Origin of the sequence: Mycobacterium gordonae (assembly GCF_001417955.2) — a bacterium.
Lineage (GTDB): Bacteria > Actinomycetota > Actinomycetes > Mycobacteriales > Mycobacteriaceae > Mycobacterium > Mycobacterium gordonae_B.
This window is the reverse complement of sequence record NZ_LKTM01000338.1, coordinates 15,134-38,602: the sequence shown is the minus strand read 5'-3', so window position 1 is coordinate 38,602 and position 23,469 is coordinate 15,134. Positions and strand designations below refer to the sequence as shown.

The 23,469-nt window shown below is 65.7% G+C and carries 26 protein-coding genes and 1 pseudogene; 9 read left to right on the top strand and 18 right to left on the bottom strand.

All coding sequences use genetic code 11. The features are described from left to right. The first annotated feature begins 9 nt into the window (after positions 1 to 9). On the top strand, positions 10 to 1,563 hold the full coding sequence (locus AO501_RS23420) for an acyl-CoA synthetase (RefSeq protein ID WP_011560587.1): 1,554 nt from the start codon (positions 10 to 12) through the stop codon (positions 1,561 to 1,563). A gap of 219 nt (positions 1,564 to 1,782) precedes the next feature. Further along, positions 1,783 to 2,376 carry a TetR/AcrR family transcriptional regulator gene (locus AO501_RS23415; protein ID WP_011560588.1) on the top strand — a complete coding sequence of 198 codons (594 nt, stop codon included), beginning with the start codon at positions 1,783 to 1,785 and terminating at the stop codon, positions 2,374 to 2,376. On the opposite strand, the gene AO501_RS23410 is transcribed toward AO501_RS23415, so the two are convergent. The 11 genes from AO501_RS23410 to AO501_RS23360 all read right to left on the bottom strand — a co-directional run bounded on the left by AO501_RS23410 (position 2,373) and on the right by AO501_RS23360 (position 11,510). Beyond that, positions 2,373 to 4,097: an acyclic terpene utilization AtuA family protein gene (locus tag AO501_RS23410; protein WP_011560589.1), complete on the bottom strand. Its 1,725-nt coding sequence runs from the start codon at positions 4,095 to 4,097 to the stop codon at positions 2,373 to 2,375. The two genes, AO501_RS23415 and AO501_RS23410, sit on opposite strands and share 4 nt — an antisense overlap. Continuing rightward, the gene (locus AO501_RS23405; RefSeq protein WP_011560590.1) at positions 4,094 to 4,906 is read right to left on the bottom strand and encodes a TIGR03084 family metal-binding protein; all 813 of its coding nucleotides are present in this window, start codon (positions 4,904 to 4,906) and stop codon (positions 4,094 to 4,096) included. Before AO501_RS23405 ends, AO501_RS23410 begins: the two co-directional genes overlap by 4 nt. Position 4,907: 1 nt before the next feature. Further along, positions 4,908 to 5,675 (bottom strand): enoyl-CoA hydratase/isomerase family protein, encoded by a 768-nt coding sequence (locus tag AO501_RS23400; RefSeq protein ID WP_011560591.1) that lies wholly within the window; start codon positions 5,673 to 5,675, stop codon positions 4,908 to 4,910. A gap of 43 nt (positions 5,676 to 5,718) precedes the next feature. After that, positions 5,719 to 6,189 carry a MaoC/PaaZ C-terminal domain-containing protein gene (locus AO501_RS23395; protein ID WP_011560592.1) on the bottom strand — a complete coding sequence of 157 codons (471 nt, stop codon included), beginning with the start codon at positions 6,187 to 6,189 and terminating at the stop codon, positions 5,719 to 5,721. Further along, positions 6,186 to 6,677 carry an FAS1-like dehydratase domain-containing protein gene (locus AO501_RS23390; RefSeq protein ID WP_017205330.1) on the bottom strand — a complete coding sequence of 164 codons (492 nt, stop codon included), beginning with the start codon at positions 6,675 to 6,677 and terminating at the stop codon, positions 6,186 to 6,188. The genes AO501_RS23395 and AO501_RS23390 overlap by 4 nt, the downstream gene beginning before the upstream one ends. Positions 6,678 to 6,709: 32 nt before the next feature. Next, a complete protein-coding gene (locus AO501_RS23385; protein ID WP_011560594.1) occupies positions 6,710 to 7,135 on the bottom strand; it encodes a dihydroxy-acid dehydratase in 426 nt (141 codons plus the stop codon). Beyond that, positions 7,132 to 7,590 carry an FAS1-like dehydratase domain-containing protein gene (locus tag AO501_RS23380; protein ID WP_011560595.1) on the bottom strand — a complete coding sequence of 153 codons (459 nt, stop codon included), beginning with the start codon at positions 7,588 to 7,590 and terminating at the stop codon, positions 7,132 to 7,134. Before AO501_RS23380 ends, AO501_RS23385 begins: the two co-directional genes overlap by 4 nt. Then, positions 7,583 to 8,626 carry an LLM class flavin-dependent oxidoreductase gene (locus AO501_RS23375; RefSeq protein WP_014382413.1) on the bottom strand — a complete coding sequence of 348 codons (1,044 nt, stop codon included), beginning with the start codon at positions 8,624 to 8,626 and terminating at the stop codon, positions 7,583 to 7,585. The genes AO501_RS23380 and AO501_RS23375 overlap by 8 nt, the downstream gene beginning before the upstream one ends. Further along, the gene (locus AO501_RS23370) at positions 8,623 to 9,060 is read right to left on the bottom strand and encodes a Zn-ribbon domain-containing OB-fold protein (protein ID WP_011560597.1); all 438 of its coding nucleotides are present in this window, start codon (positions 9,058 to 9,060) and stop codon (positions 8,623 to 8,625) included. The genes AO501_RS23375 and AO501_RS23370 overlap by 4 nt, the downstream gene beginning before the upstream one ends. Beyond that, positions 9,057 to 10,223, bottom strand: coding sequence for a thiolase family protein (locus AO501_RS23365; protein WP_011560598.1), 1,167 nt, complete (start codon positions 10,221 to 10,223; stop codon positions 9,057 to 9,059). Before AO501_RS23365 ends, AO501_RS23370 begins: the two co-directional genes overlap by 4 nt. A 282-nt stretch (positions 10,224 to 10,505) precedes the next feature. Then, positions 10,506 to 11,510: a helix-turn-helix domain-containing protein gene (locus AO501_RS23360; RefSeq protein ID WP_025239364.1), complete on the bottom strand. Its 1,005-nt coding sequence runs from the start codon at positions 11,508 to 11,510 to the stop codon at positions 10,506 to 10,508. Positions 11,511 to 11,624: 114 nt separating this feature from the next. Here AO501_RS23360 and AO501_RS23355 point away from each other — a divergent pair, with 114 nt between their 5' ends. From AO501_RS23355 to AO501_RS23345, 3 genes are read left to right on the top strand one after another with little or no spacing between them, the layout of a single operon-like run. After that, positions 11,625 to 11,945 (top strand): 2Fe-2S iron-sulfur cluster-binding protein, encoded by a 321-nt coding sequence (locus tag AO501_RS23355; RefSeq protein WP_005086615.1) that lies wholly within the window; start codon positions 11,625 to 11,627, stop codon positions 11,943 to 11,945. Positions 11,946 to 11,975: 30 nt separating this feature from the next. Beyond that, positions 11,976 to 13,364 carry a cytochrome P450 gene (locus tag AO501_RS23350; RefSeq protein ID WP_025239363.1) on the top strand — a complete coding sequence of 463 codons (1,389 nt, stop codon included), beginning with the start codon at positions 11,976 to 11,978 and terminating at the stop codon, positions 13,362 to 13,364. After that, complete coding sequence (locus AO501_RS23345; protein WP_029644203.1) at positions 13,361 to 14,560, top strand: NAD(P)/FAD-dependent oxidoreductase; 1,200 nt, start codon at positions 13,361 to 13,363, stop codon at positions 14,558 to 14,560. The genes AO501_RS23350 and AO501_RS23345 overlap by 4 nt, the downstream gene beginning before the upstream one ends. Positions 14,561 to 14,576: 16 nt before the next feature. On the opposite strand, the gene AO501_RS23340 is transcribed toward AO501_RS23345, so the two are convergent. From AO501_RS23340 to AO501_RS23325, 4 genes are all read right to left on the bottom strand, one after another. Continuing rightward, on the bottom strand, positions 14,577 to 15,158 hold the full coding sequence (locus AO501_RS23340) for a TetR/AcrR family transcriptional regulator (RefSeq protein WP_025239361.1): 582 nt from the start codon (positions 15,156 to 15,158) through the stop codon (positions 14,577 to 14,579). 90 nt (positions 15,159 to 15,248) lie between these two features. Further along, the gene (locus AO501_RS23335) at positions 15,249 to 16,160 is read right to left on the bottom strand and encodes an alpha/beta fold hydrolase (protein ID WP_011560604.1); all 912 of its coding nucleotides are present in this window, start codon (positions 16,158 to 16,160) and stop codon (positions 15,249 to 15,251) included. After that, the gene (locus AO501_RS23330; protein ID WP_011560605.1) at positions 16,160 to 16,597 is read right to left on the bottom strand and encodes a PaaI family thioesterase; all 438 of its coding nucleotides are present in this window, start codon (positions 16,595 to 16,597) and stop codon (positions 16,160 to 16,162) included. Before AO501_RS23330 ends, AO501_RS23335 begins: the two co-directional genes overlap by 1 nt. Before the next feature lie 45 nt (positions 16,598 to 16,642). Then, positions 16,643 to 17,296: a TetR/AcrR family transcriptional regulator gene (locus AO501_RS23325; RefSeq protein WP_371725699.1), complete on the bottom strand. Its 654-nt coding sequence runs from the start codon at positions 17,294 to 17,296 to the stop codon at positions 16,643 to 16,645. Between the two features lie 84 nt (positions 17,297 to 17,380). On the opposite strand from AO501_RS23325, the gene AO501_RS23320 reads away from it, so the two are divergent. From AO501_RS23320 to AO501_RS23305, 4 genes and pseudogenes are all read left to right on the top strand, one after another. Then, positions 17,381 to 18,874, top strand: coding sequence for an acetyl-CoA acetyltransferase (locus tag AO501_RS23320; RefSeq protein WP_025239360.1), 1,494 nt, complete (start codon positions 17,381 to 17,383; stop codon positions 18,872 to 18,874). Continuing rightward, positions 18,871 to 20,010, top strand: coding sequence for a zinc-dependent alcohol dehydrogenase (locus tag AO501_RS23315; RefSeq protein WP_051464906.1), 1,140 nt, complete (start codon positions 18,871 to 18,873; stop codon positions 20,008 to 20,010). The genes AO501_RS23320 and AO501_RS23315 overlap by 4 nt, the downstream gene beginning before the upstream one ends. Further along, complete coding sequence (locus AO501_RS23310) at positions 20,007 to 20,585, top strand: carboxymuconolactone decarboxylase family protein (RefSeq protein WP_025239359.1); 579 nt, start codon at positions 20,007 to 20,009, stop codon at positions 20,583 to 20,585. The genes AO501_RS23315 and AO501_RS23310 overlap by 4 nt, the downstream gene beginning before the upstream one ends. 211 nt (positions 20,586 to 20,796) lie before the next feature. Further along, positions 20,797 to 21,528, top strand: a pseudogene (locus AO501_RS23305) (phosphoribosyltransferase); the annotation flags it as partial. Between the two features lie 7 nt (positions 21,529 to 21,535). On the opposite strand, the gene AO501_RS23300 reads toward AO501_RS23305, so the two are convergent. The 3 genes from AO501_RS23300 to AO501_RS23290 all read right to left on the bottom strand — a co-directional run bounded on the left by AO501_RS23300 (position 21,536) and on the right by AO501_RS23290 (position 23,305). Further along, on the bottom strand, positions 21,536 to 21,859 hold the full coding sequence (locus AO501_RS23300) for a hypothetical protein (protein WP_055579972.1): 324 nt from the start codon (positions 21,857 to 21,859) through the stop codon (positions 21,536 to 21,538). 96 nt (positions 21,860 to 21,955) lie between these two features. After that, positions 21,956 to 22,756 carry a DivIVA domain-containing protein gene (locus tag AO501_RS23295; RefSeq protein ID WP_055579971.1) on the bottom strand — a complete coding sequence of 267 codons (801 nt, stop codon included), beginning with the start codon at positions 22,754 to 22,756 and terminating at the stop codon, positions 21,956 to 21,958. Between the two features lie 258 nt (positions 22,757 to 23,014). Beyond that, positions 23,015 to 23,305, bottom strand: a complete 291-nt coding sequence (locus AO501_RS23290; protein ID WP_055579970.1) for a YggT family protein — start codon at positions 23,303 to 23,305, stop codon at positions 23,015 to 23,017. Between the last annotated feature and the right edge of the window lie 164 nt (positions 23,306 to 23,469).

Below are 23,469 nucleotides of genomic sequence, written 5' to 3'. Positions count from 1 at the left end.
GGGAATCGAATGCAACTCGGCATCGGTCAGTGGGTGAGCCGGCGCGCCTTCCTCAACGGCGGGCGCACCGCGTTGATCAGCAACGGCGCGCACATCACCTACGCCGACCTCGATCGGCGCACCAACCAGGTCGCCGCCGCACTCATCGCCCTCGGCGTGCGCAAGGGCGATCGGGTCGCGATGCTGCTGGTCAATTCGACCGAGTTCATCGAGGTGCTGCTGGGCTGCGCCAAAATCGGCGCACTTGCAGTTCCGCTCAACGTGCGCCTTGCCGGACCCGAGATCGGCTACATCCTGGCCGACTCAGGCGCCGATGTTCTGGTCTTCCACGAGCCGTTCGCCGCGCAGGCCAGGAGCGCCGTCACCGAGTCCGGAGTCCGCGTGCGCCATGTCGTGCGCGCCGGTGGGGTGCCGGCGCCGGGCGAGCTCGGCTACGAAGACGTCGTCTCGGGCGCCGCGCCCGAACCGCTCAACGGTGACGTCGACGGCCGCGACCCCGCGTTCATCATGTACACGTCGGGGACGACGGGCCGACCCAAGGGCGCGATCCTCACCCACGACAACCTGCTATGGAACGCGATCAACGTCCTCGGCACCGACATCGGCCTGCGGGGCGAGGACGTCACCGTCGCGGTGGCGCCGATGTTCCACATCGGCGGGCTGGGAGTACACACCCTGCCGCTGTTGTACGTCGGCGGCACCAGCGTGATCATGCCGTCCTTCGAGCCGCGAGCGACGTTACAGGCGATGGCCGACCACCACGTCACGGTCCAGTTCATGGTGCCGGCCATGTGGACCGCACTCACACAGGTGCCCGACTTCGACTCCTTCAACCTGTCTGCGCTGCGTTTCGCCATGGGCGGCGGGTCGCCCGTCCCCCTCACGGTCATCGACTTCATGCGCGAGCGAGGCGTGCCCTTCACCGAGGGCTTCGGCATGACCGAGACCGCTCCCTTGGTGACCGTCCTCGACGCCGAGAACGTCAGCACGCGGGCCGGGTCGATCGGCCGCGTCGCAATGCATGTCGACGCCCGCATCGTCGACGACGACGACCGCGACGTCGCGACCGACACCGTGGGCGAACTGATCGTGCGCGGCCCGAATGTGTTCACCGGCTACTGGATGAAGGCCGAGGCGAGCGCCGAGGCGTTACGCGGGGGCTGGTTCCACACGGGCGACCTCGGGCGCATGGACGCCGAGGGCTTCATCACCCTCGTCGACCGCAAGAAGGACATGATCATCTCCGGCGGCGAGAACGTCTACCCGATCGAGGTCGAGCAGGTTCTCTTCCGCCACCCGGCGGTGTTCGACGCCGCCGTGATCGGCGGTAAGGACGCGAAGTGGGGCGAACGCGTCGTCGCGGTCGTGGTCGCCGACCCGGCGACACAGGCGCCGAGCGCCGAGGAGATCGTAGCGTGGTGCCGGGAGCGGCTGGCACACTTCAAGTGTCCGCGTGACGTGCACTTCGTCGCCGAACTGCCGCGCAATGCCACCGGCAAGCTGCTCAAGACCGAGCTGCGCGCGCAGTTCACGGGCATCGAGGGCGGAGTCGTTTTGCGCTGAGTCGTGCCGCTGCACATCGCGGGTTCGAAGCAGGGCCCCTAAATCATGAACTGAGAAGAGGATGCGACAGCATCGGCGGGGGCTAGCGGTTTCGTTCACCTCCCTTGATTTGGTGCGGCGGGTGCCGACGCAGGCAACCCCAGCGCCGGTAGGATCCCAGCCCGGCCCAGCGGATCGGACGGCGAACAACGTAACCACAAATCGACAGGAGGCCTGAAAGTGGCCGGTTTGCGCCGCAAACTGCTCCTCGAGGCCGCCGCCGACCTGTTCGCGCGGCAAGGCTTTCACGCCGTGGGCATCGACGACATCGGTGCCGCAGCAGGGGTGAGCGGGCCGGCCGTCTACCGGCACTTTCAGAACAAGGACGCGATCCTGCGCGAGTTATGCGACGCCGCCATGACTGAGCTGCTGGCCGGCGCCCGGCGCGCCACCAACGCCGGCACACCGACGGAGGTCCTGCACGCCCTTGTCGACCTACACGCGGCCTTCGGCGCGCGACGACGCGGCCTGTTGGCCGTCTACGCCCGCGAGCACCGCTCGCTGTCGCCGCTGGCGACCCGTGCCCTGCGACGCCGACAGCACAGGTACGAGTCCTTCTGGGTCGACGCGCTCGTACGAGCACGGGGCGATCTGGACCGTGAGCGCGCACAGGGCCTGGTCGCCGCCGTGCTGTCATTGCTCAACGCGTCCGCGTACATGCCGGCGTCGCTGGACGACGCGACGATTGAGGCGATGCTGGCCGCCGCGGCCGTTGCGGCGCTGTTCAGCCGCGCGGTTACACAGCAGGTAGACGGCGCCCCGCACCGGATTTAGTGTGTGTCGAGCAGCGATTCGGGAACGTCCACCACTCGGGATCGCACGTACTCCCCGAGCCCCTTGGCCTGCGCGTCCGGCCGGGTCGAGGAGGCCACCCCGTCACCGAGCAAGCCGTGCACCACCACGTTGAGCGCGCGCAGGTTCGGCAGTTCGAAGCGCTCGATGCGCAGGTGCGCCGTCTCCGGCCCGAGCAGTGTGCGCAGCCGCTCGACGCTCAGGTACTCGCGCGCCCACGCGTAACCGGGGTCGTCGCGTGCCCACAGTCCGAGGTTGGCGTTGCCGCCCTTATCTCCGGACCGCGCACCGAGTACCGACCCGAGCGGCGCGAGCCGCGTCGGCCCGGATGGCGCCGGCAGCTTCGCGGGCGGGGCGATCCCAGCCGGCGGGACCGCACCGGTCGGCGGGTCAGGGATCACGTGCCGATTGCCGTCGGCGTCGACGAGCACGTGCGTGAGGGCCGAGCGCGGAACGTAGGCCGGCCGGTAGACGCCGAACGCGGTCTCCGAGGACGGTGGCGTGGTGGTGTGGAAGCCGGCGAAACCAGCCAGGGCGATCTCCATGACCCCGCCGGAGAAGGCTCGGCCCACCTTTCGCGGGTCGGCGTCCTTCACCGTCACACGCAGGTGCGCGCAGGCTTGCTCGTTCGTCGGCGCATCGGAGACGTCGAAACGCAACAGTCGCACGTCGACTTCGTCGAAGGCGTCGCGTCCGCCGAGAACGTCGAAGAGCTGCTGTTCGGCGAAGGCCGCCTTGGCCTCGATGTCGAGGCCGGTGAGCACCATGGTCATCGTGTTGCGGAAGCCGCCCACCTCGTTCAGCGCCACCTTCAACGTGTCCGGCGGCGGACTGCCTTTCGTACCGCTGATCGCGACACGGTGCTCACCCTGTTGAGCCAGGCGAATGGTGTCGAAGTGGGCGACGACGTCGGGGCCGAGGTAGGCAGGTTCAGCGATCTCGTAGAGCAGCTGGGCGGTGACCGTGCCGACTGAGACCAGTCCCCCGGTGCCGGGATGCTTCGTGATCACCGAAGAGCCGTCCTCGGCGACCTCGGCGATCGGAAACCCCGGGTAGCGGCGGTCGGTGATCTCGTCGAGGAACGCGTAGTTGCCGCCCGTCGCCTGAGGGCCGCACTCGATCACGTGCCCGGCGACGACCGCACCCGCGAGCCGATCCCAGTCGGCGCGTGCCCAGGCGTGCCACCAGGCCGCGGGACCGACCACGAGGGATGCGTCGGTGACCCGGCCGGTCACGACGACGTCGGCGCCCGAATGCAGCGCCTCGGTGATGCCCCAGGCGCCGAGGTAGGCGTTGGCCGACACCGGTTTGATGTCGCCGACGGGCGGCGTGATTGCGTGGAGGTCGCCACGTAGGTCGTCGCCCTCGACGTGCGCGACGCGCGCGGTGAGGCCGAGACGTGCGGACAGCTCGCGCAACGCGGCGGCCAAGCCGGCGGGATTCAGCCCGCCCGCGTTCGCGACGACCTTGATGCCACGATCGAGACAGGTGCCCAGCACCTGTTCCATTTGGGTGAGGAAAGTCCGCGCGTACCCGCCGGACGGGTCTTTGGCCTGGGCCTTGGCCAGGATGAGCATGGTCAGCTCGGCCAGATAGTCACCGCACAGGACGTCGATCGGTCCGCCCTCGACCATCTCGCGGGCTGCGGCGATGCGGTCGCCGTAAAAGCCGGAGCAGTTGCCGATGCGGACCGGGACGCTCACCGCTGACCCCCTGCGAACTGGCCCGCCACGCGCCCGCCGCCAGGGGGCCCCGCGAAGGCCTGGGCGATCGCGAGCCACTGGTCGGCCAGCGGTCCGTCGGCGACCAAAGCGGTGTCGTCGCGGTGGCGGCGTTGGGTCACCAACAGGCAAAAGTCCAGCGCCGGCCCGCTCACGCGGTTGGCGGCGTCGGCTGGCCCCCACGTCCAGACGCTGCCGTCCGGAGCGGTCAGCTCGACGCGTACCGGGTCCGCGGGGAGGTCCAGACCGTTGGCCAGGTAGCTGAAAGCGCGCGCACCCACCCCGATGTGGGCCACGTGCCGCAGCCGTGCCGTGGCCTCGCGGGTCGCGCCGAGCGCGTCGACGATGTCCTGGCCGTGCGCCCAGGTCTCCATGAGTCGCGCTGTCAGCGACGAGACCGCGCTCATCGTCGGCCCGAACCACGGCAGGCGGGTCGCCGGGGCAATGTCCGCGAACGCCGCAACGAGGGCTGCACGCGACGTGTCGAACCACGCGAGCAGGTCGGCAGCCGGCATTTGACGGTAGCGCTCAGCGATGACGTCGGGTGAGATGCTTCCGTCGGCCATCATCGGCAGGTAGTCGCTGCTGAAACCGTCGGGGTCGGTGGCCGAGCGCACCGCCACGTCGTCGAAGAACGCCAGATGGCTGATCTGGTCGCGGATCGCCCAGCCCACGGCCGGAGTCGGCGCGTCCCAGCCGCGCGGACCTTCGGGCAGCGGTGCGATGAGTTCGCGCAACGCGGCCGTTTCGGCTTCGATGTCGGCGATTACCGACTGCATGGTCACCGCCATGTCAGCGTCCCTTCCACTGTGGTGCGCGCTTCTCGCGGAACGCCGTCGGGCCTTCCTGCGCGTCGTCGCTCAGATAGACCGGCTCCCATATCTCGTCGGCCAGGTCGTAGGCGGCGGCGAGGTGGTGCTGTGCCGAGAGGTACACGGTGCGCTTGGACGCAAGCACCGATAGCGGTGCGTTCGCGGCGATGCTGAGCGCCAACTGCCGGGTACGCTCGCGCAACTGATCGGCCGGCACCACCTCATTGACTAAGCCGACCTGGTGGGCGCGCTCGGCGGTGATCGGGTCGCCGGTCAGCAGGATCTGCATGGCAACGCGTGGGGGCACCAGCCACGATAGCGGTGCCGCCCACGGCGACCCGCGGCCGACTTTGACCTCGCTGACGGCGAAGGTCGCGTGTTCGGCAGCCACGACCAGGTCGCACTGCTGCGCGAGCAGGAAGCCCCCGGCGAACGCGACACCGTTGACGGCCGCGATCGTCGGCTTCGCGACATCGATGTTGCGGCCGAACTGCGGAGCGAAGTCCTTCGGGGGCACCTTGAGCGCGTTCTGCGCCATCTCCTTCAAGTCCCCGCCGGCGCAGAACGCCTTATCGCCCACGCCGGTGAGGACGAGCACCTTCGCCGCGTCGTCGTCATTGAAGCGGCGTACCGCGTCGAAAAGCCCCGTGCGCACAGCGTTGTTCAGCGCGTTGCGCGCCTCGGGCCGGTTGATCGTCAGCCAGGCCACGCTGTCGACGACCTCGTAGCGAACCGGTTGCTCGGCCACCGAGCCTCCGTCCCTCACCGTCGCCTCGCATGTGAGTGGCAGCTCACCCCGGCACCTCGACAAACGGGTCGGCCAGCTCAACGGTGGCTTCACTCGGCACGCACGGACCATCTTCGCTCGAGACGAGCAACTCGAGGTCGACGAGGCGCCGTCCGCCATCGTCGCGTTTGGCCACGACCTTGCCGCTCAGGGTTGCGGTCTGGCCCGGATAGATCGACCGGATCATTGAGATTCTGCGGCGCCGGATGAGCGCGTCGGGTCCGGCCCATTCGTTGAGGCCGCGGTCGATGAAGCCATGGAAGAAGAGGGTTGACAGGTAGATCGTGCGCTGGCCCTGGCTGCGCGCGTAGTCGGGGTCGTGGTGACCGGGGAACCAGTCCCATGTCGAAGCCGCGTTCATGCAGATGCGCTTGTAGCTGATCTCGATCGAGACGGGCGTCAGGGTGTCGCCGACGGCGATGTCCTCGAACCGCACGGGGACGCGGACCATGCTGCGCTCGGTGGAGTCGTTCATGATGCGCCTTCACTATCGGCGGTGTCGTATCGGAAGAGCACGTTGGTGTTGCGGCCGATGACCTCACCGTGCTGGTCGGAGAAGGTGCTCACCGTGGTGATGAACACACCGGTGCCCACCCGCGTCGTCTTGGGCTCGGAGATCGAGGCGATCTCCTCCACGATCGACACGTGATCGCCTACCCGGGGCCGGCGTTCGAACTCCGTCGTCGTCGAGGCGTTGATGATGTGGTGGCCCGGCAACGGGACGCTGAGCGCGAACATCATGTCGGCACGCGCTAGGTACCCGGGCACCCACTGCGGCGCGAAGCCGAGGCTCATCAGCAGCCCGGGCGGGCAGTCCTCACCCTCCCAGTAACGGGGGTTCGCGTCCTCGACGAGCGAGCAGTAGTACAACACCATCGAGCGGTCGATCGGGAACCACGCATGCCGCGGTTCGGAGCGATGACCGACCCACGCCCGGCCTTCGTCGAAGGTCCCGAACGTCATCCCGAGGCCGGTGACGTCGCTCGTTGGCGCGCTCACCGGGTCACCTGCACGACGGCGCTCCCCTTTATCGCGGGTTCGCCGGTCTGGCGCGTGACCACGAGTTCGAGGTCTGCCACCTGCTGCCCTCCGGCCTCGCGCACGCCGGTGACCCTGCCGCCGAAGCTGAGCAGGTCACCGGGCCATACCTGACCGGTGAACCGGATGCGGAACGAGCGGATGTTGGCCAGCCCCACCCAGGCGGTCAGCCGCTGCGCGAGCACACCGCCGTGCAGCAGTCCCATGCCGAACACACCGGGCATGCCGGCCGCGCGGGCGAACTCTTCGTCGTGGTGGATCGGGTTGAAGTCGCCGCCGGAGCCGGCGTAGCGAACGATGTGCGAGCGCGTCAGCGGGCCGAACTGTGAGGTCGGCATCTCGTCGCCGATGGCCAACGCCACCGGCGCGGGGGATGTCGTCATTGGGTGGAGCCTCCGGTTTCGATCAAGACGTCGGTCTGGCGCACGACGAGTTCGTCGCGCTGGTTGGTGAAGTCGGTCTCGATCGTCACGATTGTCATGATGCCGCCGCGCTTCCCCTCGCGGCTGGTCACGTTCGACACCCGACGAGTCTCGGTGAGCTCGTCGCCGACGAACACCGGCGCGAAATACTCCCAGCCGCACTCACCGTGCAGTACGCGTCGCAGGTCGAGCCCGAGGGCGCCGAACATGTCGTCGTCGGCGCGCCAGTGAGCCGAGGAGACGACGAAGGTCGGAGGAGCGGGGATCGCGCCGAAGCCGGCGGCGCGGGCGGCCGCGACGTCCTGGTAGATCGGGTCGCGGTCGCCGAGCGAAAGTGCGAACTCGCGCACTTTGGACCGGTCGACGGGAAACGTGGTCCTCCCGAGTTGCGTCCCGATGAGCGATGCGTCAGCCACTCTGGTCACCTTTCCCGCCGGCGAAGGCCGGCGCACAATCGCGAATGAGGCTGCCGAGGTTCTCGGCGATGCGCTCGGGCGCGAGACCAATCGAGGGTGAGTAGAGAACGATGTGGTCCAGCACGCCCTCGTAGCGGCGCAGCCCTTCTCGGACCTCGGCGGCGGTGCCGGCCACCGCCATCGCGTCGATCATGTCGTCGGTGACCGCGGCGAACATGGCCGGCAGGTCACGCCGTGCGAACGCGTCGCGGATGGCCGCTGCCTGCCTGGCGAAACCGCTGACGTCGAGCACGTGCTCGTAGGTCTTCACCGAGGAGTAGAACGCGATCTGCTGCGCGGCCTCACGACGTGCGATCTGTGGGTCGTCGTGCACCGCGCAGATGACCATCGAGACGATCTCAATGTCGGCGGGATCGCGTCCGGCCCGCTCCGCACCGCGCACGACGGCTGGGCGGGCGACCTCCTCGACGTAAGTCGTGGTGAACAGCGGATGACCAGCCAACCCGTCGGCTACGCGCCCTGCCACCTCGCACATCCGCGGACGCACGCCCGCGGTGATGATCGGGATCGCTCGCTTCGGCGGCGCGACGTCGCCGGTTGGGACGAGATTCATCCGGTAGAAGCGCCCCTCATGGCGCACGGGGCCCTCGTGCAGGTTCCAGATCCGACGCACGAGCGGGACCAGCTCCTCCATGCGCAGAGCGGGAGCGGAGGTGTCCTCCACGCCGTGCCAGTCGCTCATCATGCGGCGTGTACCGTTGCCGAGCCCGAGTACGACGCGCCCGCCTGAAAGCTCGTCGAGGTCACGCGCCTCGGTGGCGAGCACGAGCGGGCTGCGCCCGACGCCATACAGGATCGACGACCCGATGCGGCAGCGCTTTGTGCGCGCGGCCATCGCGGCCATCGAGATCGAGCCGGAGCGCGAGTAGAACTCCGAGGCCCAGGCGGCGTCGAAGCCGGCGAGGTCGGTAGCCTCGGCGGTCTCGACAAGGGTGGCCAAGTCCGCGCCGAGCACCGAGACCCCGTACGTGGTCACGACGCCGCCAGCCTGAATCGGACCAGCCCAAGGTCCTCGTTCACCCGCTCGAACACTGCGCGCACTCTCGCCCCGATCGCAACTTCATCTGGGGCCACGCCCTCGAGACTGGCCAACAACTGCGGCCCCTCGTCCAGACGAACGAGCACGACGACGTACGGCTCGCTGCGCGGGAACGAGTCCCACGGGGGGCGGTACACCGGCGCGAAACTGACGATCTCACCAGTACCCGCCGCGGTCTCCCAGGCCAACTCACCGTCATGGCAGACGGGACACACCAGCCGCGGGTAGAGGAAAGGGTGGTCGTTCGCGCACCGCTGGAAGACGAGTACACCGCGGGCCGCTGCTGCGAAGTAGGGACGGTTGACATCGGTCAGCGGCGGCAGCGCCTCAGGATCGTGCAGACCGTCGAGAGAACTCGAAGCTGCGGTCATGACGCTCCCTCCATCACCATGCTGACGTGACTGCACAGCATCGAGCCGTAGCTGTGCACGAACGCGGTATCCGCCCCGGGCACCTGACGGCCCTCGGCGCGACCGGACAACTGCCAGTAACCCTCAAGGATCTGCGAAATGCCAGAGGAGGTCCCGGTGTGCCCGAACCGGATTAGGCCGCCGTCGGTGTTCACCGGAAGGTCGCCCCCCGGATCGGCGCAGCCGTCACGGTAGAAATCGCCTGCCCCACCGGGCTTCACGAAACCCGCCTCCTCAAGGATCATCGCCGGGTTGGAGGCGAAGGCGTCGTAGAGCAAAGCGATGTCGACGTCGGCCGGCGCCCGTCCGGAGCGCTCAAAGGCCATCGGACCCGAACGGGCGGCCCCGGTACGACCCGGCCGGGCCAGCGAGGTCAGAAAACCGTGGGTGTGACCCTCTCCAAAGCCCAGCAAATGCACCGGCCGGTGCTTGCCCGCGCGAGCCCGGCGGGCCGAGCCCAGCACCAGCGCGCCACCGCCCTCGCAGGGAATCGAGCAGTGGTAGAAGTGGAACGGCCCGGCGATCGGCCGGGACGCCAGCACGTCCTCCACAGTCAGGCGTTGAGCGCCGTGCGCGATAGCCGCGGGGTTCAGTGCGGCCCAACGGTCCTGCGACACGGTGACCTCGGCGATGTCCGCCTTGCCCTGTCCCGTCTCGTGCATCCAGGCCTGCGCGATCAAACCGTAGAGCGCCGGCACGGACGGTCCATAGGGCATCTCGAACGCGTGGTCACACACCAGCGCCATCAGTTCGCGCCCGCCATCGCGGATCGGTGGAAACTTGCCCGCCGACACGACCAGCACCGTCTCGGCCTCGCCCCGGGCGATGACGTTACTCGCCATGCGCGTCATGGCGAGATGGGTCCCGCCGCCAAGCTGACAGGTCATCTGAAGTTTCAGATTGTGCAGCCCGAGATAGTCCATGAGGTCCTCGGACAGGAAGATCGAACCCTCGTTCGTCATCGGCCCGGCGCACACGAGACCGTCGACCTCGTCTGGGACCACCCCTGCGTCGGCGAGAGCCGCGACCGCGGCGCGCACATGCAATTCAGTGGAGGTGTACGGAACGTTTCTTCCTGGAGCGAGTTCGGCGGCACCGATGATGGCCGGCTGGTCGTGTGGCATCCGGACTCCTTCCGACCACGCGTTCAACGCCGGTCCCGACGTGAACGACGGTTAGCATAGCGTGACTAGGGGGTCCGCGTCACCCCCGGCCCGCACCCGCCGCCAGCGCGGTATGGATTCTCTGGATGTCGTTGCGCCTCTTCCCAAGAGGGTGCTGCGATGACCGAAACCCGCGCCGATCGTGTCGTTTCTCGACGATGTCCAGGTGACAGATGAGGCCGATCGCGAAGCCCGCTGGTTCCGGTGGACGCCCGGCACGCGCCCGGGCGGAACTTTGCGCGCTCAGTCGCGCGTTTTTCTGAAGTGGCGCGGTGACCGACCGGTCCACCGTTTGAAGGCATGTGTGAAGTTCGTGAGGTCCGCGTACCCGAGTTCTGCCGCGATCTCGCTTACAGACACCGATCTGTCGAGAAGTCGCAGAATTGCTCGCTCCTGCAAGAACGACTGACGTAATTCTCGAAAGGTGGTCCCCTCTTCGCTGAGGCGCCGCTTCAACGTGCTCGGGGATATCGAGAGCTCGCCCGCCGTCCGGCTGATGTTCGTTTTTCCGGGATCTTTCTCGAGCAGGTCCCTTACTTTTTCGGAGACCGACGTGTCACGTCGTTGATCGAGAGTTCGCTGCAAATCGGTGACGGCAATCCGGTACGCCACAGGATCGGAGAATCGACAGACCTCCTCCAGCGTAGCCGCGGGAACGTGGACGAACGAGCTGGGGGCGTCGAAGAAGATCCGACCCGCCAACACTTCGTCATGAAGAACCCACGACTCCGGCGCTGAATGACTCAGATGCAGTTCAATATTCGGTACGGCACCCGCGAGCATGTCGAGCAGACGCAACAGCGCCAGCCCACCGTAGGTGACGGCCAGGCAGTTCAGGCCCGCGTCACCGGTGCGACCGGTGAGCCCGATCGTGAGGCCGCGTTCCGTCGAATGGAACGACGGGCTGAGGGCTGTGGTGATCACCGGCAGATAAGCAAGCAACTCGACAACCTCGGCTACCGAGCCCGCGCTGACCAAGGGAACACTGAGTGCCCCAAAGGACGTCAGTTTGGCGTGTTCAGCGAACGCGAAACCCAGACGGGTTCCCTGATCACAATCGAAATCGGAATATATCTCCCTGAACCACCGTAAGGGGACCTGCGCGTCGCGGCCCACCAACATCGACTCGGTGACGTGCTCGCGAACCATGATGCTGCGCAGCGCAATGCTGGCGTCATGCCCCAGCGACTCACTGTCCAGCATCTGCAGGAAAGCCAGCGCTGGCATACCCGAGTCGTCGAGTTTCACGTGCCTCCCTGCGCGTGAGCTAAAAATACAACTCTTTGACTCCTGCGAGCCTAGCGACGCTGGTCACGCGCGACAACACTAAAAAGAGAAGTTCCAGATTGAGGAGAGTTAATCATGGCAGTCGTCACCTTCGTCTCTCATGACGGCGAGAAGTACGAAGCCCCCTTGGCCGAAGGGCAGTCCTTGATGCAGATTGCGGTCAACAACGCGGTGCCCGGCATCGACGGCGATTGTGGAGGGGAAGCCGCATGCGGAACGTGCCACGTGATCGTCGCTCCCGAGTGGTCGGACACGGTGGGACTCTGCGGCGCCAACGAAGAGGAGATGCTCGCGATGAACCCCGAGCGTCAGCGGACGTCGAGGCTGTCCTGCCAGATGGCCGCCTCCGAGGCATGGGATGGCTTGACGGTCGAGCTACCTGAGTTCCAGCTCTGAAACAACGCCATGGATTTGGAGGAAACAATAATGAGTATTCCCGCGGCAGTGGCCGCCAAAGCCCAGTCTGCCGTGCCTCTGGAGCTGCAAATCCGCGGCGCACACCTCTACGACAAGACACGCCGGTGGGTAACCGGAACCAATGGTAAGAAGATCTTCACCGAGACGCCCATTCCTCCGGTCGAGGACATCGATATCGCCGACATCGATCTCAGCAACCCGTTCCTCTACCGCCAAGGCCGCTGGAAGTCCTACTTCGAACGCGTGCGCAACGAGGCGCCGGTGCACTACCAGGCTCACAGTCCGTTCGGCCCGTTCTGGTCGGTGACCCGCCACGCGGACATCATCGCCGTCGACAAGAACCACGAGGCTTTCTCCGCAGAGCCGTTCATCATCATCGGGAGACCGCCTCGCTTTATGGACATCGCCATGTTCATCGCGATGGATCCGCCACAACACGACTTGCAGCGCGCTTCCGTCCAAGGGGTTGTCGCGCCGAAGAACCTGCGCGAGATGGAGGGGCTGATCCGCTCGCGTGTCCAGGAAGTGCTGGACGATCTACCGGTGGATCAGCCGTTCAATTGGGTGCACCACGTCTCCATCGAACTGACAGCGCGCATGCTCGCGACCCTGCTGGACTTCCCGTACGAGCAGCGGCACAAGCTCGTGGAATGGTCGGACCTCGCCACCTCCATGGAGCAAGCCAATGGTGGTCCTTCCGACAACGACAGAGTGTTTCGTGGCATGGTCGACATGGCGAAGGGGCTCAGCGCTCTCTGGCATGACAAGGCGGCCCGTACCGCCAACGGGGAGCGACCGGGCTTCGATCTGATCACGATGCTGCAGGCCAACGAGGACACTAAGGATCTCATCGACCGCCCGATGGAATTCCTCGGCAATTTGGTACTGCTGATCGTCGGGGGAAACGACACGACTCGCAACTCGATGAGCGGAGGGGTTCTCGCCTTGAACCAGTTCCCCGATCAGTTCGAGAAGTTGAAGGCGAACCCTGACCTGATTCCCAACATGGTATCCGAGATCATTCGCTGGCAGACCCCGTTGGCGTACATGCGCCGAGTCGCGAAAAAAGACATCATGTTGAACGGGCAATTCATCCGCAAGGGCGACAAGGTCGTGATGTGGTACGCCTCTGGTAACCGCGATGAGCGTGTCTTCGAGCGGGCCGATGAGTTGATCATCGATAGGAGCAACGCCCGCAATCACATCTCGTTCGGGTTCGGCGTGCACAGGTGCATGGGAAACCGACTTGCTGAGTTGCAGCTTCGAATCCTGTGGGAGGAATTGCTCCCTCGCTTTGAGAACATCGAGGTGGTCGGCGAACCCGAGTATGTGCAATCGAATTTCGTCAGGGGTATCAGCAAGCTGATGGTTCGCCTCACTCCCAGGCCAAGTGCGTGACTCCCGAACGAGCGGTGATCGTCGGCGCGAGCCACGCCGGCGCGCAGTTGGCAGCTAATCTTCGAAGGGAGGGGTGGTCTGGGGAGGTCGTGCTCATCGGCGACGAGGGGGGACTGCCCTACCACCGGCCTCCGTTGTCGAAGGGATACCTGGCCGGCAAGAACGGCCTCGACGACCTCCTGATTCGCGGCGCTGATTTCTACGAAAAGCAGCACATTCGACTCTTGAATGCGACCGTGGAGGCGATCCACCGGAGTGCCAAGCGTGTGTCTCTGAGCACCGGCGACACGCTGACGTACACCAAGCTCGCGTTGTGCACCGGTGCAAGGGCCAGACGACTCCCCACACCAGGGGTGGATCTTCCCGGAATTCACTACCTGCGTACCGCTGCAGACGTCGAGTTGATCCGTGCCGCCGCTACACCGGGTCGGAGGGTTGTGATCGTGGGCGGCGGTTACATCGGGTTGGAAACGGCGGCCTCGCTGTGTTCGCTCGGCATGAACGTCACCGTCCTCGAGGCAACCGAGCGTGTACTCGAACGGGTCACCGCGCCGGAGGTTTCCGCGTTTTACACCCGAATCCACAACGGCGAGGGAGTGGAGATCCGAACACACGCTCTCGTCGAAGCCTTCTTCGGTAACGGTGGGGTGCAGGAGGTGGTGCTGGCTGACGGCGAACCGATCCCCGCCGACTTGGTCATCGTCGGCGTCGGTGTGGTGCCGAACACCGAGCTCGCCTCGGCCGCAGGATTATCCGTCGACAACGGCATCGTGATCGACGACCAGGCCCGCACCAGCGACCCCGACATCGTGGCCGCCGGCGACTGCACCAGCCACACCATGGCTCGATACGGCTCGCGTATTCGTTTGGAATCCGTATCGAGCGCCGGCGAGCAGGCCAAGATCGCTGCGGCGACAATCTGCGGAAAACACAGCGCAATCGCTGCGCTTCCATGGTTCTGGTCCGACCAGTACGATCTCAAACTCCAGATTGCAGGTCTCAACGCCGGGTACGACGAAGTGTTGCTCAGTGGTGACCCGTCGCGTGAGCGTGACTTCAGCTGCTTCTACTTCCGCGAGGGCGAACTCATCGCCGCCGACTGCGTCAATCGTCCTCGCGATTTCATGTCCAGTAAGCGGGCCATCAGCCAGCAGCTCCGAGTTGACCGCTCAGAGCTCCTCGCCGGCTCGATCTGACACGAGAGCTTGCTAGTTACAAACTGTGGACAACTCCCAGGTACCTGAGTGCTACGCGGGAGATCCGCTCACCGGTGGTGGCGATGTCCGCGGCTGGGAGTACAACATGACTCACTGTCAGTCGCACCAGAACATCTGCGACCTCCTCAACGTCTTCGGAATCGAGATCGTCGAAGTGGTCGTTAAACCACGTGATCAGAGCCGCGGAGCAGAGCTGAAGCAGGGAAGCCGACGTCGGCAGAAGAGGTAGGACTCCAGTAGACGACGAGCCACCGCGATCATTCCCCGAAGGGTTGGACGTCAGAACTGCCTTGAGGAGCGGGCTGTCTTCTGCTTCACAGAGGGTGAATTGCACCGCTGCGGTGATGCCGCCCCGCACGTCGCCCACGTGTTCGGCAAGGACGGCAAGAATGCCTTCCATAAAGCGCTGGCCCTCCGACACCACAAGCGCGTCGCCGAGCCCCTGTTTGTCGCCGAACTCTTTGTACAACGTCGGGCGGGAGACGCCGACCGATTCGGCAACCTCGCTCATCCGGACCTGATCCCAGCCCTTCTCGATGGCGAGTTCTCGTGTCGCCCTCAAAACCTTTTCGCGCACATGCCGGCGGAAAGACACCCGCGCTGGTTCAGTTGGCATAGGAGCAGGATAGGCGCCAGCCCTACATGGGCAGTCAACCGACAGCAGGGTTCATGTGGTCCTGTCGAGGAATTCGACGACCGCCGTCGAGAATGCGTCGTTGTTGTCGCCGGCAATCATGTGTCCCGCGCCCGATACGTCAACGGTTTGCGCGTGCGGAACGACGGTCAGGAAATGCTTTACTGTCTCTTCGGAGACCATGTCAGATAGTAGGCCCCGGACCAGCAGCGTTGGCGCGGACACCTGCCTCGCACCATCAAGAAGGAACGCGCTCATCATGTCGAAGTCTTTAGCGCCTTCGTCTGGATCACCCTGCAGGAACTGGAAATTCGACGTCACGAAAGCTGGATCCCATCGCCAGGCCCAGCGACCGTCTTCGCGACGGGCGAGGACTTTTCGGAGGCCGTCGAGGTTTTCGGGGCGAGGGCGGTGCGGGTTGTAGGCGGCGATCACGTCAGCGGCCGACTCTAGGCTGTCGAAACCTTCGGGGTGTGCCGACATGAACGCTACGACTCGTCGGGCGCCTTCCATCTCCATTCGCGGAGTGACGTCAACCAGGACGACGGCCTGCCATAGGTCCGGCGGGGCGAGCAAGTGTGTTCCGAGAATGGTCAAGCCGCCCAGAGAGGCGCCGATCGCGGCGACGGGGCGGCCGGAATCGGCGTATGAGCGCACGGCCAATAGGTCGGATCCAAGCCGGTCCCCGTCGTAGCGTCCGTCGGGGTCCCAGTCGCTGTCCCCGTGTCCCCTGGTGTCGTACGCGGCCACCGTGTAGCCCCGCTGGTGCAGGCGTTGGGCGGTGACGTCCCAGGCGTGTCGGCTTTGACCTCCGCCGTGAAGGAGCAACACGACCGCCCGCGGCGCATCACAGCGGTAGAGGTCGACCGCCAGCGTCAGCCCGTCCGCCGTGGGCACGCGCTCGACCACAGGAGCCGACGAATCGCCTGTTCTCTTTGCCGACATCAGGAGCTCGTCTTCGGTGCGACGACGGTGACGGTTCCCTGGGCCGCACACACCGCTCTGCCGTCGTTGCAGATGTCGATACGCGCCACACCGCTGGTTCTGCCCAGCGAGATGATCTCGGCTGTGGCTACACAGGTGCCGCTAGAGACCGGACGAAGCAGATTCAGTTTGAACTCCGTTGTCGCGACCCAAGATCCCAGTGGAATCACGGGATAAAACACCACTCCGAGGCAGTGGTCGACCATGGCCGATAAGCAGCCCCCATGCAGGTTCCCGAAAGGCGTCTTCAGGTCGTCGCGTGCGTCCATCTCCGCGACGAGCCGTCCCGCAGTGAATTCGGTGTGACGGAAGCCGAGGTAACCGGCCAACCCGCCCGTGGTTTCTGCTGCGCTCTTTAGTTGCTCAGCGACCTGTTCGTTGAACGTGGTGAATTGCACAGGCCCTCCTACCTCATCTGCCGTCGAGACATTACGCCATAGATGTCACATCGGTCGAGCGTGGTCACCCGCCAGGATCGCCGGAAGGAGAAACCTCGACAGAAACGCCCGGAGTCCGTCACGACTGCGCTCCCGCGGCCCTCGAACAGTCAGCAGGCTCAATATCGTGCGGACAACCCACTCGGCGGCGTCGTCGACGGAGACGCCCGGTTCCACGCAACTCCAGTGTCTGGTGAAGATGGGACGCAGAAATTCGGTGACGATTTCGAAGAGGGACGTCGAGGTCCCCGCCGCGAGACCCACGCCGGCGAGTTCCTCGTCGCTGCCGAACAACAATCCGATGATCTCTTCGCGGCGCGCGGCCTCAACCGTGTATTCCACGAAATCGACGAGCGCGGAGCCCAGGTCGGCGTGCGCCGCGATCCGCGGGCTGATGCGGTCGAGATAGCGCTCGGCGGCGCGAATGATGACACCCGACATCACCGCCTCCCGACTGGGGAAGTAGCGATACACCGTTGCCCTGGACACACCCGCTGTTCTGCCGATGTCCTCCATGGTCGTGCCCACCACACCGCAACTCTCGAGGCACCGCTCGGCAGCATCGAGCAACCGGTCGCGAGCGGACCCACGATCTGTCGGCGCGGCGGCGCCCCATCTCAACAACCTCGTCGACACACAGCTAGTATGCCGCGAGCGCACACCATTGTGACTTGCCCACGCACATGACACCATCGCAGTTATGTCTCAAGTCAGCCCCGTGGCCCTGAGCGGATGCCGATGCCGATGTTGGTAGAAGCGCGTACCCCGGTTGTCGTCGGCGTGGGCGAAGTTACCCATCGCGGGAACGACTTCGTGGACCCGATCGACTTGGCGGTAGAAGCCGCACGCCGCGCGGTCAAAGACGCAAGTCGCCCGGTCGAGCGGCGCATCGACACCGTCGCGACTCCGGGCATCCTGGTCATACCGCGCGACAATCCCGCCAGCAGGATCGCCGAAGCGATGCACATCAGTCCCGCCCGCCGCATCAGCTGTCCCGTCGGCGGAAACACCCCGCAGTATCTCGTCGAAGTGTTGGGTGGCGAAATAGGCGAAGGCCGTGCAGATGTCGTCCTGGTCGTCGGGGCGGAGAGCGGGCATTCCGCACGCAAGCTTCAGGGCGGGGAACTTCTCGACTCGCCGCCCCCACCCCGCTCCGACGACGAATCCCTGGGCGACGCCCGCCCCGGGCTGAGTCAAGCCGAATTGTCGGTGGGTCTGAGTTGGCCGCACGAGGTGTATCCCATCTTCGAGTCCGCGATCGCCGCGCGCCACGGCCGCGACTTCGATGCTCAACGGGAGTGGCTGGGCACGCTGATGGCCCCGTTCACAGCCGAGGCGGCACGCCATCCGGAACAGGCCTGGTTCCCACGCGCACGAAGTGCCACCGAACTCAGCGAAGTCACCGCGGAAAACCGCATGGTCTGCTTGCCCTATCCCAAGCTGCTCAACAGCATCATGTCCGTCGACATGGCTGCCGCCTTCATTCTCATGGCGGCCGAGGTGGCGGACGAATTAGGCGTCGCGCGCGATCGTTGGGTCTTTCCCTGGTCAGCAGCGACTTGCAACGACGTGTACTTCCCCGTGGAACGGCCGGACCTCAGCCGCTCATCGGGTATCGAGGTAGCGGCACGGAAGGCTCTCGATGCGGGCCGGTTGACCACCGACGACATCCGGTGGTTCGACCTCTACTCCTGCTTCCCGTCGGCAATTGAGATGGCTGCCGAGGCTCTCGACTTGGACCCCCTCGACGACAGAGGCCTCACAGTAACCGGAGGCCTGCCTTATCACGGCGGTCCCGGAAACAATTACGTCAGCCACTCGATCGTGGAGATGGTCCGACGGTGCCGACGCGACCCAACCGATGCCGGACTCGTCACCGGCCTCGGGTGGTATTCGACCAAGCATTCGGTCGGTGTGTGGTCGGCCACCCCGCCACCAGCCGGGTGGCGACTGCTCGACACGGCGGTCGAACAAGCTCAAATCGATTCATCGCGGCTGGCCGTCGCAGGCGCCGACGAGGCGACCGGTTGCGCGACAGTCGACGGATACACCGTCGTCTACGACCGAGACGGCCAACCTCGATGGACTCCGATCATCGCGCACCTGTCCGACGGGCAAAGAGTCGTCGCACGCAGCGACGATCCGCAGATCGCCGAGGCGATGGGCGCGGAAATGTACGTAGGTAAAACGGTGTGCCTCCGAAACACAGGGTCGTTCACCGGGTTCGAGCTTCCATGATCGCCGAGGCGATGGTGCTGACCGGACCGCGGAGTCTGCAGCGGCGCCAGATGACCATCCCCGACGTCGGCGACCGGGGTGCGATCCTGCGAGTTGAAGCATGCGGTCTGTGCGGAACAGATCACGAACAATTCACCGGACACCTGCCTGCCGGCTTCTCATTCGTTCCAGGGCACGAAATCGTCGGCATCGTCGAACATGTCGGCGCTGCGGCCGGCCAACGCTGGGGTGTACAAGCCGGCCAGCGCGTGGCCGTTGAGGTGTTCCGGTCCTGCCGAGACTGCCCCGAGTGCCGCCGCGGCGAATACCGGCGGTGCGCGGTGAACGGCATCGCCACCATGTTCGGGTTCGTCGACGTGGAGATCGGCGCGGGCTTATGGGGCGGATACGCCACCCATGTGGAGCTTCCGTGGGACGCGATGCTGCTCCCGATTGCCGAAGACATGGACCCCGTTCTCGCCACGTTGTTCAACCCTCTCGGGGCCGGTATCCAATGGGGGGCGACTCTTCCCGACACCAAGGCCGGGGACGTCGTAGCGATCCTGGGGCCCGGCATCCGCGGAATCTGTGCGGCGGTGGCGGCCAAAGAGGCGGGAGCCGCGTTCGTCGCGATGACCGGCGTAGGCCCACGCGACGAACAACGACTGGCCATAGCCAGATCATTCGGTGTCGACCTGCCCATCGATGTATCGCAGGACGATGCAGCGACCGCGCTCCAGCGTGAGACAGGCGGACGGCTTGCCGACGTGGTCGTCGACGTCACCGCTAAAGCACCCTCCGCGTTCGCCGATGCCGTCGGCCTTGCCAGGCCCGGCGGCACAATTGTGGTGGCCGGCACCCGCGGAGGAGGCGGCGCGCCCCGGTTTGAACCAGACTTGTTGGTCTATAAAGAATTACACGTCGTAGGCGCACTCGGCGTGGAGTATCCCGCCTACCGGGCAGCCCTCGAGATTCTCGCCATGGGCCGCTGGCCGTTCGACCGGATCACCAGAGAATCAACCGGCTTCGCTGGGCTCGCGCAGCTGCTCACTTCGCTTGCAGATGAAAGTGCCCGATCAAGTGGGGCGCTGCACAACGTCTTTTTGCCCACGCCCGAACGGCGTGGGCAGAGGTTCAACAGAGAGGGCCACCCGTGACCATGGCGGAACGCGTACCGATGCTCGACCGTGAGCAGGCCCAGCTGCGAGCTGCCGAATGTGGGTTGCCCGAAGAGTTGGCAGAACTGTCGGTATTCCGCGTGGCACTTCATCAGCCGCGTGTGGCGGTTGCGCTGTATGGGCTGCTGGACGCGTTACTCTTCCGCGGTTCCCTTGACGCGCGGCTACGCGAGCTGGTCATCTTGCGCATCGGCTGGATCACTGGCTCCGAATACGAATGGACTCAACATTGGCGAATCGCCACACTGCTCGGCGTGCCTGAGCCTGATCTCCTCGCGGTGCGCGACTGGCAGAATTCCGAAAGCCTCGGGCCAGTCGAGCGTGCGGTCCTCGCAGCGACCGATGATGTGGTACGCGACGGGGTCATCTCCGAGGAAAACTGGGCTGGGTGCCAGAAGGCATTCAATAGCGATCACGCGGTTTTGGTCGAACTTGTCGGAGCAATCGCCAATTGGCGGCTCTTTTCGATCCTGCTTCGATCTCTGAATATTCCGCTTGAGTCCGGTACCGACGGCTGGCCGCCCGATGGGCGAGCTCCTCAGCGTCGCGATTGAGCAAAAACGTGGACCGGTGCTTGACCGAAGCGGTCAGCGCCCCAATCGCCAGACCACGACCCGTGTCGTAGACGGACAAGTCCCCCCTCGGACACCCATGCGACAAGGCCCCGTTGCCGAGTCTGCGCCAACGGCGTTCAGACTGCGCGGAGGGCCGCCTTTTCTCGACAACTGACAACCCTCACCGCAGGCTCGATGTGCGGTGCGCGGGGTCGTAGGCTGGGTGCGGCCTGCAGTCGGGAGGGTGACCATGAACCCAGCCAGGGGATTTCTCCGGCGAATGCCGGCTCGCAGGTATCGCGACCGACGGGAAGCGGGTCGCGTGCTGGCGGCCCAGCTGACGTCTTACCGAGGAACGCCCGGGTTGCTCGTACTCGGCCTGGCCCGCGGGGGCGTGCCCGTCGCGTGGGAGGTCGCCGCGGCCCTGGACGCCGATCTGGACGTGTTTCTGGTGCGTAAGCTCGGCGTCCCGCGCTGGCCGGAACTGGCGATGGGCGCACTGGCCAGCGGCGGCCGGGTGGTGATGAATGACGACGTGGTGTCCAGCCTGCATATCGGCGACGACGAGGTGCGCTCGGTCATCGAGAGCGAGACGACCGAACTACGCCGGCGTGAACTCGCCTACCGCGGCGGCAGGCCGGAAGCCGACCCGCGCGGCCGTGCCGTGGTGCTCGTCGACGACGGCATCGCCACCGGCGCGAGCATGCTGGCAGCGGTGCGGGCGGTGCGCGCCGCCGGAGCGCGGTCGGTGGTGGTCGCGGTGCCGGTGGGGCCCCGCTCGGCCTGTCGCCAACTCGCGGCCGAAGCCGATGACGTGGTGTGCGCGACGATGCCGGCGGACTTCGACGCCGTCGGGCAGGTCTACGCCGATTTTCATCAGGTCACCGACGACGAGGTGCGGGCGCTGCTGGCCACACCGGCCGGCGACGCCCCGCGCCACTGAGAGCGCGCTACTTCTTGGAGCTTTCGTCGACCGCCGGCTCCTCCGCGGGCTCCCCCGCCTCGGACTCCTCCGCGGCCGGCTCGTCAGCTTCTTCGGGGTAGTCGACGGCGTCGAGGGGTTCGCCGTCGTCCTCCTCTTCGTCCTTCGCGTCCTGGTCGTCGTGGGCCGCGTCGCGCTGCTGGCGCTCCCGGACTGCGTCGACGATGAGCAGGATGACCCCCAGCACGCTGGCGCCGATACACACCCACGCCACCAGCTCATTGCTGGTCACCACGGCGAACACCAGGGCGACGAGCCCGATCAGGGCTAATACGAGCGCAGTGATCAACATTGGTCATCCTCCGGCCGGCGCGGTGCGACTGCCCAACCTACCAGGGTCGACACTGCCCAAGCGGCAGCCCGCGCGTGTCCGTCCCCCCGCAGAGCGTCAGTTGCCGCGATTGAACTGGTCGAATCCGCCCGAATCGGCGCTGGAGTCGACCGGAGCCGCGGACCCGCGCTGGCCAAGCTCTTCGAGCTGGGATTCCAGGTAGGTCTTGAGCCGGGTGCGGTACTCGCGTTCGAATGTCCGCAGCTGCTCGAGCCGGCCTTCCAGCACCGTGCGCTGCTGGTTGATGGTTCCCATGATCTCGGAGTGCTTGCGTTCGGCGTCGGCCTGCAGGGCGTCGGCCTTCTCCTGGGCCTGGCGCAGCTGCGTCTCCGACCGCGACGTGGCGTCGGCGAGCATCGCATCGGCCCGCTGGCGAGCCTCCGACACCGTGGTCTCGGCGGTGTGGCGGGCCTCGCTGAGAATCTGGTCGGCGTTGGCGCGCGCGTCGGCCAGCATCTTGTCCGACTCCGCCTTGGCCGTGCTGGTCAGGCGGTCAGCGGTGTCCTGGGCCAGGCTGAGCACCCGAGCGGCCTTCATGGCCTGTTCCTCGTTGCTGGCCGACGGCGCCGCGACCGGAGCGGCCACCGGTGCCGGCTTGACCGGCTCGGGCTCGGGCTCGAAGGTCGGAACGGGCTGAGCAACGGTAGGCGCGGCGGCACCGCCACCACCGCCGGCGGCCAGTTCCTGGTCCAGCTCGGCGATGCGCTGACGCAGATCGGAGTTCTCCTCGATCAGCCGGGTCAGCTCGTTTTCCACCAGGTCGAGGAAGGCGTCAACCTCATCTTCGTTGTACCCGCGTTTGCCGATAGGCGGCTTACTGAACGCCACATTGTGGACGTCGGCAGGTGTAAGCGGCATTCTTTGTCCCCTCAAAGTTCCTGGACGGTCAAGCGATCTGGAGAGTCTAAAACGGTGCGGTAGCCGTCTGGCAACTGCCGCCCATCCTGTCACACCAGACTCGGCGGTTGCCGATTGGACTAATAAATAAGGAGCAATTTCAATCTCTAAGGCAAATAAATCACATTTCTTAGATGAGAAAAATCGCGCGCATCACACTTGTCGCCGAATCGTGGCCGAACCGTCTCCTAGCTACGTTCAGTCCGTGGCAAGCGGCCGCTACGCCGCAGCGCTGAACGCCAACTGCATCCCGATGAATGCCACGAGCAACAACACCAGGATGGACAGGTCCAAACGGACGGCGCCGATGGTGATCTGCGGGATGAGCCGGCGCAGCAACTTCACCGGTGGATCGGTGACGGACATGATGATCTCCAGGATCACCACGGTCACACCCGTCGGCCGCCAGTCCCTGCTGAACGAGCGGATCCACTCGATGACGACCCGCGCGATGAGCAGCAGCCAGAAGGTGAAGAGCGCAAAACCAAGGATCTGAAAGAACAGCACCAACGAGAGCCCGACCTTAACGATGACGATGAGAGGAATGTCCGCGCCGCCGCAGCGGCACCAGCAAGCCTACCGACCCGAGCGCGGCATACCTGTCGCGAGGGACGGCCGACATGCGCTCAGCCCGGTCGGCCACCCTGTGACCTACCGGGCTGTGCAGCGGAGAT